Genomic DNA, 1,024 nt, shown 5'->3' on the forward strand with positions numbered 1-1,024 from the left:
CTAAGAATTGTTTCATTTGTGATGGCATATTACCAAAACGAGTTGGTACACTGAATATTATCGCATCTGCCCATTCTAGATCGTCTAATTTTACCTCTTGAACATCTTTTGTGGATTCTACATGAGCTTTCCATACAGGATTACCTTCGATAGCTGATTGTGGAGCTAGTTCAGGTACTTTTAAAACTTTAACTTCTGCACCAGCTTCTTTCGCACCTTCTTCTGCCCATCTAGCCAGTTGATAGTTTGTTCCACCCATACTGTAATAAATTACTGCTAATTTTACATTTGCCATTTTTTCTGCCTCCATATCAGCTGAATTCCCAAATAATTTGGATAAGAACCCCATTTAATTACACCACCTATTATTTCTTTCTTTTAAAATCTACATTCATCTATTAAGCAGCCTTTTTCAACTCATTTGAATCTTTGTGAAAAATCAAATGGCTTACTGATAACACCTTACTTCCATTTATTGCAAGATATAAAGCAATTGCTAAGAATGCCAAATCTAATTCATACCCTGCCATTTGACCATTGCCTAACAACCCAACTGAAAGTTTTACTTTAAGTGTTGCTCCAATCATTAATAATGCAAACAATGCTGATACAAGTCTTGTTGCTAATCCAAAGATTAAAGCTACACCTCCAATGATTTCAATCGATGCCACTCCATAAGCCATAAATCCAGGCAATCCAATACTTTCAAACCAACCTACTATGTTTTCTATTCCACCTTGAAACTTTACAATTCCATGAATTAAAAACAATGCTCCTAATGTTACTCGTAAAATAAGTGCTCCGATTTCGTTCTTTACCAACATTCTCTAATCCCCCGAAATATTTGTTTTATTTTTTTATTAACTTTCGATACCAACTTGCTGCGGCTTCCACTTCTTGTGCAGTTAATTGATGACCTCTATTCTCCCAATGGAGTTCAACTTTCGCATTAGCATTTTTTAATAGAGATTCTAATTCAGCAGATTCCATTGGAGAGCAGATTGGATCATTTGTTCCAGCCGCA

3 protein-coding genes are annotated in these 1,024 nt (G+C 35.4%); all 3 read right to left on the reverse strand.

Going from position 1 to position 1,024, the window contains the following annotated elements:
* On the reverse strand, positions 1-349 hold a 349-nt coding region (locus V7659_RS01210), incomplete at its 3' end, for a flavodoxin family protein (RefSeq protein WP_335537563.1).
* Between the two features lie 49 nt (positions 350-398).
* Entirely contained in the window at positions 399-824 is a 426-nt protein-coding gene (locus V7659_RS01215; RefSeq protein WP_335537565.1) for a DoxX family protein, read from the reverse strand.
* 25 nt (positions 825-849) lie between these two features.
* Positions 850-1,024 (reverse strand): alpha/beta hydrolase (locus tag V7659_RS01220; protein WP_420491479.1); only part of this gene is annotated, 175 nt, incomplete at its 5' end.

This window comes from Neobacillus drentensis (assembly GCF_036966985.1).
In the GTDB taxonomy this organism is placed as follows: Bacteria; Bacillota; Bacilli; order Bacillales; family Cytobacillaceae; genus Neobacillus; species Neobacillus drentensis_E.